The sequence below is a fragment of the Streptomyces phaeoluteigriseus genome, assembly GCF_001896135.2.
Classification (GTDB): domain Bacteria; phylum Actinomycetota; class Actinomycetes; order Streptomycetales; family Streptomycetaceae; genus Streptomyces; species Streptomyces phaeoluteigriseus.
Genome location: NZ_MPOH02000009.1, coordinates 714,485 through 722,746 on the forward strand (window position 1 = coordinate 714,485; position 8,262 = coordinate 722,746).

The 8,262-nt window shown below is 75.2% G+C and carries 5 protein-coding genes and 1 pseudogene; 4 read left to right on the plus strand and 2 right to left on the minus strand.

Going from position 1 to position 8,262, the window contains the following annotated elements; genetic code table 11:
- Positions 1 to 115 precede the first annotated feature (115 nt).
- Positions 116 to 448 carry a hypothetical protein gene (locus BM536_RS10870; protein WP_073500148.1) on the plus strand — a complete coding sequence of 111 codons (333 nt, stop codon included), beginning with the start codon at positions 116 to 118 and terminating at the stop codon, positions 446 to 448.
- A gap of 71 nt (positions 449 to 519) precedes the next feature.
- Here BM536_RS10870 and BM536_RS10875 read toward each other — a convergent pair.
- Positions 520 to 3,388, minus strand: a pseudogene (locus BM536_RS10875) (helix-turn-helix transcriptional regulator).
- Positions 3,389 to 3,733: 345 nt separating this feature from the next.
- Between BM536_RS10875 and BM536_RS10880 the strand changes: the two are divergent.
- The 3 genes from BM536_RS10880 to BM536_RS10890 all read left to right on the plus strand — a co-directional run bounded on the left by BM536_RS10880 (position 3,734) and on the right by BM536_RS10890 (position 7,204).
- Positions 3,734 to 4,396: a helix-turn-helix transcriptional regulator gene (locus BM536_RS10880; RefSeq protein WP_073499732.1), complete on the plus strand. Its 663-nt coding sequence runs from the start codon at positions 3,734 to 3,736 to the stop codon at positions 4,394 to 4,396.
- 193 nt (positions 4,397 to 4,589) lie between these two features.
- Complete coding sequence (locus BM536_RS10885) at positions 4,590 to 5,243, plus strand: Pvc16 family protein (protein ID WP_073499730.1); 654 nt, start codon at positions 4,590 to 4,592, stop codon at positions 5,241 to 5,243.
- Complete coding sequence (locus tag BM536_RS10890; RefSeq protein WP_094102852.1) at positions 5,240 to 7,204, plus strand: ATP-binding protein; 1,965 nt, start codon at positions 5,240 to 5,242, stop codon at positions 7,202 to 7,204. Before BM536_RS10885 ends, BM536_RS10890 begins: the two co-directional genes overlap by 4 nt.
- 26 nt (positions 7,205 to 7,230) lie before the next feature.
- Here BM536_RS10890 and BM536_RS10895 read toward each other — a convergent pair.
- A partial coding sequence (locus BM536_RS10895) for an RICIN domain-containing protein (protein ID WP_245873369.1) occupies positions 7,231 to 8,262 on the minus strand: 1,032 nt, incomplete at its 5' end.

Below are 8,262 nucleotides of genomic sequence, written 5' to 3' on the forward strand. Positions count from 1 at the left end.
GCCCTGCGGTCCTTCTGGCTACGAGAGAAACCATAACCACCCCACCACCCAATGTCTACTCCAGCCACCACAGATTTCCGCGTGTTCGACGACGAGGTAATCGACGTCGAAGGCGATGGAGCCGGCGAGGCACCACGCCGGTCCGCCGCGGCGGGCCGCGGGCGTGCTCGACGCCGACCAGTTCCGCATGAACCAGCTCCTCGGCATCGTCGACGGCTCCGGCGGCGCGACGGCCACCGCCGCGAACGCGGCCGGCTCGATGCCGGTCCACAAGCCCAGGTCCGGGTCCGTACCGGCCCAGTTCACGCTGGACGTGCGCGTGGTCGCCCGCGTCACTGACCGCGTCCGGGGTGGCCCCTCGTCGACCGCCGTCCAGGACATCACCCTGCCCACCCCGGTGATCATCCGCCTCCCGGCCCCGACAGCCCGCCACCTCCTCACCGACTGATCGAACGCGGCCCACCTGGAGGACCGGGACGACCTGCTCGGGGGGGCGGCGGCCGGGGCGGATCCCACCGTTCAGTGCCCCTCCGCCTCCCCCGTCAGTGCCTCCCCCAGTTCGCCCCGGCGGCGGATGCCCAGTTTTCGGTAGGCGCTCGTGAGGTGGGTTTCCACCGTGCGGCGGGCTATGTGGAGGAGGTCGGCTATCTCCGTGTTGGTGCGGCCCGTGGCGGCGAGTTCGGCGATGCGGCGTTCGCTGCCGGTGAGGGAGGCGGAGCCGGTGTGGGCGGTGGTGGTGCGGCGGGCGCCGCCCGCGCGCAGGGCCTCCTCCGCTCGGGAGCGCAGGCGCACGGCGCCCAGGCGTTCGGCGCGTTCGGCGGCCTCGCGGAGGCTGTCGCGGGCTTGGGAGCGGTCGCCGGTGGTGGACAGGAGGCGGCCCCGGGTGAGGAGGGCGGCGATCAGCTCGGCGTCCGCCGGGGAGTCGCGCAGCAGGGCCACGGACTCTTCCGCGAGTTCCAGGCCGCGTCGGCCGCCGGTCGCTCGGGCCAGGACGCGCAGGGCCCGGCCGACCGTGCGCGGGGTGTCCCACACGCGGGCCAGCCGCAGTTCCTCCTCGGCCAGGGCGACCGCCTCGCGGGGGCTGCCGAGGGCCAGCCGGCAGCGGGCCGCCGCCGACCGCCAGGGCGTGACCACGGGGCTGAGCACGGCGCGGGCCGACTGGCGCGGCCGCACTCCAGGAAGTCGTGCAGGGCGCCGGTGGTGTCTCCGTCGGAGAAGCGGAGGGTGCCGCGTGCGTACAGGAAGCGGTTCAGCTCCCAGGAGTCGGGCGCGCCCCGCAGGTCGAAGCGGGTCGCGAGGTCGTCGTGCCCGCGCCGTGCGGCCGGTCTCGACGAGGGCGAGGAGGGCGTGGGCGTCGGCGTTGGTGGGGCCGCCTGTGGCCGGGGGCTGGGTGGGGGTGTCGGAGTGGGAGTGCGTGTGGTTGCGGCTGTGGCTGTTGCTGCCTGTTTCGGTGGCGGTTTCCGTGCCGGTGTCGGTCAGCAGGCGGGTGTACTCGCCGCGGGCCGCCGTGATGTCCAGGTGGACGTCATGCAGGGCCCGTTGCATGGGGTGGAGGAGGGACAGGCGTTGGCCGTCCAGGCCTCGTTCGACCAGGCGTTCCGCCTCGTCGAGTTCGTCGGCCCACTGGGCCACGGCCGCCGCGGTGCCCAGGAGGAAGGGCTCGGCAAGCGGTTCCGCCGGTTCGGTCAGCAGTGCCCGCAGCCGGGCCATCGCCGCCTGCGCCGAACTCGCGCCGGCCGTCGCCGCGTAGCGCACCAGCAGGGCCTGGCCGGTGGCGCCGACGAGTTCCGGTGAGCGTTGCGCGGTGTCGGTCAGCCATCGGTAGGCCTCGCGGCGGACGGTCTGGTCCTGGTCGGACAGCAGCGCGGACGCGGTCCGCACGGTGCGGACCAGTTCCGGGTGGCCGGTCAGCCCGTCCTCCATTCCGCGCAGCACCTCCACCGCCGCCCGCACCTCGCCGCGACCCGCGAGGGCGGTACCCAGCGCGAGGGCCGTACGGACCCGGTCGCGGGGTTGCGCCGGCAGGTTGAGCGCCTCGGCGAGCCGGGGGAGGCCGGCCGGGGCGTCGGCGGAGGCGTACTCCAGCGAGCCCAGTTCGGTCAGCAGCCGTTGGCGCAGGTCGTCGGGGAGGGGTTCGGCGAGGGCGCGCCGGAGGTAGCCGACGGCGTCGTCGGGGCGGCCCTCGTGCACGGCGACGGCCACGGCGTCCCGCAGCACCCGCAGCGCCCACGGCAGTCCGACCGGCGCGCTGCCCAGTAACTGCCGGGCCACGGCGTCGACCCGGTCCCCGCGCCGCAGCATCGCCTCGGCGACCGCGAGCTGCGCGGCCCGGCGGCGGGCGCCCGGCCAGCCGCTGAGTACGGCGTCGCGCAGCAGGTGGTGGGCGTAGCGGGGGCGACCGTCCGCGTCCGCCCGCAGCAGCCCCAGCCGCGTCATCGCGGTGAGCCAGCCGGCCACCCGGGCGGGGTCCGCGCCGGTGGCGTCGGCGAGGAGGGCGGCCGTGGCGGCGGGGGGAGGCGGGAGCGACCGTACGGGGCGGGGTCCGGGGGCCGGGGTGAGGGTGGTGGGCCCGGTCGGCCTGTTCCAGGGCCGCCAGGGTGCGGGCGATCTCCGCCGTCGTGGGGCCCGTGGTGTCCAGCCACCAGGAGACGGCCGCCGGGTAGGCGCCGGGGTACAGGGCGGCGCAGGTCTCGGGTACGGGGGACGGGGGCGGGGTGTCGTGCAGGTCGTCCAGGAGGGCGTGCAGGAGCAGGGGGTTGCCCGCGCCGGCGCGTACGCAGTCGGCGGTCCAGTCGTCGGGGGCCGTGGGGAAGGCGGCCCGGACCAGTTGGGCCGCGGCGGTGTCGGTGAGCGGGGCGAGGGTGTGGGTGCGGACCAGGGACGGGGAGAGGGTGTGGGTCAGCCCCGCGGGCCGGGGGTCGATGTCGTACTGGCTGCGTTCGGTGGCCACCACCAGTACCGGTAATCGGTCGACGCGGCGGGCCGCCTCCACCAGCCAGCGCCGGGAGGCCTCGTCGGCGAGGTGGACGTCGTCCACCGCCACCAGCATCGGCGACCGGGCGGCGTAGGAGCGCAGCAGACGCCACAGCCGGGCCGCGCTGCCCCGGTCGTCGAGGCCGGGGGTCAGGTCGGCGAACTCCGGTACGGGGCCCAGGAGATGGAGGACGGAGGAGAACGGTACGGCGGTGTCCTCGGGGGAGCAACGGGCGCGCAGCACGCGCAGGCCGCGGCCGGCCGCGTGGGCGACGGCGGCCTCCAGCATGGCGGAGCGGCCGGTTCCGGTCGCTCCGCGCAGCAGGACGAACCGGCCGCCACCCGCTCGGGCGCGCTCGGCCTCGGCCGCGAGCAGCGCGTGCGCCTCCTCGCGTTCCCGCAACGGTCCGGTCATGCCTGCCTCCTGGGCTGGACGGGAATTCCCGCGCACGGGTTCCGACGGGGGCGTACGGTCGTTGTGGCGATGCTCACGGCGCGGCGCGGAAGGTTCCACGGACCCCGCACCTCACCTCCTGCACCCGCTCTGACCTGCTGTGATGTCCACGCTCGGCGCCTCTCGTGGCAGCCGGGCCGCTGGTCTCGTGGTGCGCCTCGTGGTGCTCCACGATTGCGCCCGCCCCAGCGGCCACAGAAGTGTGGGACACGTCCTCCCGCCACCGGCCCGCGCCGAATGGCGGGCTCGTGAACAGGGGGGAATCGGTTGCTCAGCGCACCCCGGACATCTGACACCACCAGCGTCATCATCAGCGCACACACCGGTGCCGCCATCGGCGGCAGCGGCACCCCGCGCCGTACGCCCGTCTCCGTGCAGGCCTGCGATCCCATCTCCCGTGAGGGAGCCGTCAGCCAGCTCCGCTCCCGGCCGGAGGTCGAGATCCGGGAGGAGTCCGGCGTCGGCACGGTGGCGCTGCTGATCGAGGACTCCCTCGACGAGGCCGCGCTGGCCCGGCTGCGCCGGGTCGTGCGCAGCGAAGGCGGACGGGCCGTGCTGGTCGTCGGCACGATCCGCGAGAACGAGCTGCTCGACGTCATCGAGTGCGGGGTCGGCGCGATCGTCTGGCGCCGCGAGGCCACCGCGAACCGGCTGGTGCAGGCGGTGACGGCGGCCGCGCGTGGCGACGGCGACCTGCCCGCCGATCTGCTCGGCCGGCTGATCAGCCAGGTGGGCACCCTGCACCGGGGCGCGGCGAACCGGCCCGGCGCCCCCTCGCTGGGGCTCGCGCCCCGAGAGGTGGACGTGCTGCGGCTGGTCGCCGAGGGCCTGGACACCGGAGAGATCGCCAGCAAGCTGTCCTACTCCGAACGGACCGTCAAGAACGTCATGCACGGACTGACCACGCGACTGCATCTGCGCAACCGGGCGCATGCCGTGGCATATGCCCTGCGAGAAGGCTACATCTGACCGAACGGGCACTCGAAGGCGGACACACGGGCAGTGCCTTCTGCCCGCCCGCCGGCCCCGGCACTCCTGCGGCCGGCCCGACCGCGGCGGCACACTCGGCAGGATGGCCCCGCAGGCGGGGAACGGGCGAGGGCACGGGCGTAAGAGCGGCCGGAAGAGGTTGCCCGGCACGGCGGTTGAGGAGCGCGCGACAGTGATCCACGAGGTGGACGAGGTCCTCAAGGGCCTCCTCGGCGGCGGCGCGCTGGCGGGTTCCGACATCGACGTGTCCTTCGAGGCACCGACCCGCGACTGGGCGGCCCGTCGCAACGCGCCCACGATCAACGCCTACCTGTACGACATCCGCGAGGACGTGGCCCGCCGACAGCGCGGCCAGGTCTCGGTGCGCGACGAGCGGGACATCGTCGTACGGCGCCGCCAACCCCCGCGCTGGTTCCGGCTGTCGTACCTCGTGACGGCATGGACGCGGACCCCGCAGGACGAACACCGGCTGCTGTCCGCCGTACTGGCGACCATGCTGCCGCGCGAGCTGCTCCCCGCCGACGAACTGCCCGGAGCGCTGGGGGCGCTGGGGCTCGCCGTACCGCTGACGGTCGCCGGGGTGCACACCGAGTCGCGGTCCCTCGCCGAGATCTGGTCCGCGCTCGGCGGTGAACTCAAGCCCTCCCTGGACATGGTGGTGACCGCGCCCTTCCCGGCGTACCCCGAGTACGACGCCGGACCGCCCGTCACCGAGGGCGCGGCCGTCCGCGTCCGCGGCCTGGACGGCGACCCGCCCGCGTCCGGTGAACGCGCCCACCGCCCGCACCAGGTGGCGGCCGCCCGAGAGGCCCGCAAGCGCCCGTGACCGCTGTCCCCCTGCTCGCGCGGGTCGCCGGGCTGCGCGCGCGGGTAGCCGCCCTCGTCGACCACCGCGCCGCCGGCGACCCCACCGCCGACGACCCCCTGCGCGGCCTCTACCTCTCCGAGGAGGCGGTACGGCACCTGCTGACGGCGGAGTCACCGGCCCCCGCGCCCCCGGACACGGTCCCGCCGCCCGCCGACGGTGACCCGCTCGACCGCCTCGCCACCCGGCTCGGCCTCACCCCCCTCGACACGGCGATCCTGCTCATCGCGCTCGCCCCCGACCTCGACCGGGGCTTCGAGCCGCTCTACGGCTATCTCAACGACGACGTGAGCCGGCGGCGGGCGACCGTCGGGCTGGCCCTGGAACTGTGCGGGACGCCCGCGCACCTCGCGGCGGCACGCGCCCGGTTCCACACCGCCGCACCCCTGCGCGCGCTCGGCCTGCTGGACGTCGAGGAACCCGAACGCCCCTTCCTGTCGCGCACTCTGCGCGTCCCCGACCGGCTGCTCGCCCACCTCCTCGGCGACGACACCCCGGACGCCGCCCTGCACGGCCACCTCCTGCCCATGCCGGAGGTGCTGCCCACCGACGACGCCGACCACGCCGACTTCGTCGCCCGGCTCGCCGCCCGGCTGCGGCACGGCCCCCTCAGCGTCCACCTCCGCGAACACCGTGAGGGCGACGGACTGGCCGGTATCGCCGCCGCCCTGGCCGAGGCCGGCCTCGGCGCGCTGCGCTACACCGGCCCCGAGGACCGCGTCCCCGAGCTGCTGCGTGAGGCCCGGCTCGGCGGCCGGGCCGTCGTCCTGTCCGGCCTGCCCGAACAGCCGGCCCCGCTCGTCGGCGCGCTGACGGCGGCGACCGACGTGACCGTGCTGCTCACCGACCCCCGCCCCTACGACCCGCACTGGAGCGCCCACGACCCGCTGGTCCTGGACGCCCCGGGCCGGCAGGCGGGCGGCACGTCTGCCTGGGCGGCGGCGCTCGGCCCGCAGGCCGCCACCTTCGATCTGGCGACCGCCGTGTCGCCGTACCGGCTCGGCGGGGAACGCGTCGCGCGGGCCGCGCACGGCGCCCTCGCGCTCGCCGCCTTCGACGGCGGCCCGCTCACCGCCGCCCACGTGCGCCTGGCCGCCCGGCAGCAGTCGGCGTCCGGACTGGAGCGGCACGCCCGCCGGATCCGGCCCGACGTCGGCTGGGAGGACCTCGTCCTGCCCGACCGGCCGCTCACCCAACTGCGGGAACTGGCCCTGCGCGCCCGCCATCGCGACCGGGTCCTCGGCGAATGGCGGCTCAGCGCGGGCGGTGGCCGGGGCCGGGGCGTACTCGGCCTGTTCGCGGGCGAGTCCGGCACCGGGAAGACCCTGTCCGCCGAGGTCGTCGCCGCCGAACTCGGCCTGGACCTCTACGTCGTCCAGCTCTCCTCCATCGTCGACAAGTACGTCGGCGAGACCGAGAAGAACCTGGAACGCATCTTCACCGAGGCCGACCGCACCGACGCCGTGCTGCTGTTCGACGAGGCCGACGCCGTCTTCGGCAAGCGGTCCGAGGTGAAGGACTCGCACGACCGGTACGCCAACATGGAGAGCGCCTACCTGCTCCAGCGGCTCGAGTCCTTCGACGGCATCGCGCTGCTCACCACCAACCTGCGCGCCAACATCGACGAGGCGTTCACCCGGCGCCTCGACCTGGTCGTCGACTTCCCGTTCCCCGACGCCGAGCAGCGCGTGGCCCTGTGGCGGCACTGCCTCTCCCACGTGCCGTGCGCGCCCGGCATCGACCCGTCCCCGCAGGCCAAGGACTTCGAGCTGGCCGGCGGCTCCATCCGCAGCGCCGTCGTCACCGCCGCCTACCTGGCGGCCGGACGCGGGGAGCCGGTCGGCGACGCGGACCTGATGGAAGGGGCCCGCCGCGAGTACCGCAAGGCGGGGCGGCTGGTGCCGGGAGGGGCGGGCTGGTAGGCCGCCCCTCCCGGCACCGGCGGGGGCTACTTCACCCGCCACTTCTGGTTCGGGGTCCCCGAGCAGGTCCACAGCTGGAGCCTGGACTCGTTGCCGGTGCCGCCGTCCTTGACGTCGACACACTTGTCGGCCTGCGGATTGACCAGGTCACCGGCGGTGCTCAGCACGAACTGCTGGGCGGGGTTGCCGCTGCACCGGGCCAGCTGGATGACCGCCCCGTCCTCCCGCGAACCCCAGGCGACGTCCATGCACATGCCGAGCGAGCGGACCGTGCCGTCGCCCTTGAAGACCCACTTCTGGTTGGCGGTCCCGGAGCAGTCGTGGATCTGGAGCGGGGTGCCGTCGCGCCCCTTGCCGTCCTGGGAGCCGGTGACGTCGACGCACCGGTCGGATGCCTGCCCGATGATCAGCTGCCCCGGCACCGGCTTCGGGCTGGCCTTGGGCGCCGTACCGCCGCCGGTCGTACCGCCGCCGCCGCTGCCGCCCGATCCGGACGCGCCGGTGGACCCGGAGGTGCCGGTGTCCTCCTGCTCCGCCGGGGCCGAGGGGACCTCGGGGCTCGGCAGGGGCGCGGCCGAGGCGTCGGTCTTCGGCGCGGACGGTGCCGACGCGACCGGGCTGGGCAGGGCCGTGGAACCGGCTTCCGCGAGCTTCTCGGTGGCTCCGCTGTTGACGGCCGGCTTGTACGCCAGCCAGATCATCACGAACGCGATCGCCAGCGCGACGCTCACGCTCAGCGCGGTCGCCAGCCAGCGCGGCAGGAACCCGCGCTGCACGAACGTCCCGTCCACCGCCAGCGGCACCACACCCGACCGCTGCACGGTGAGGGCGTACGGCCGCTGCTCCTTCGACCCGAACCAGATGATCTCCCGGGGCCGCAGCGTCGCGTCGACGAACGCCGCGCGCCCGGGTTCGATCTGCACGCTCCCCGGCCGGATGTCGTACGACAGGTGGTCGCCGGTGTCGGTGCCCGCGACGGACGCCGTCAGCCGGGTGTTGCCGAGGTTGTCGATCGCGAGGCGGGGGCGGCCCCGGAACCGCCCCTTCACGGTGGGCGG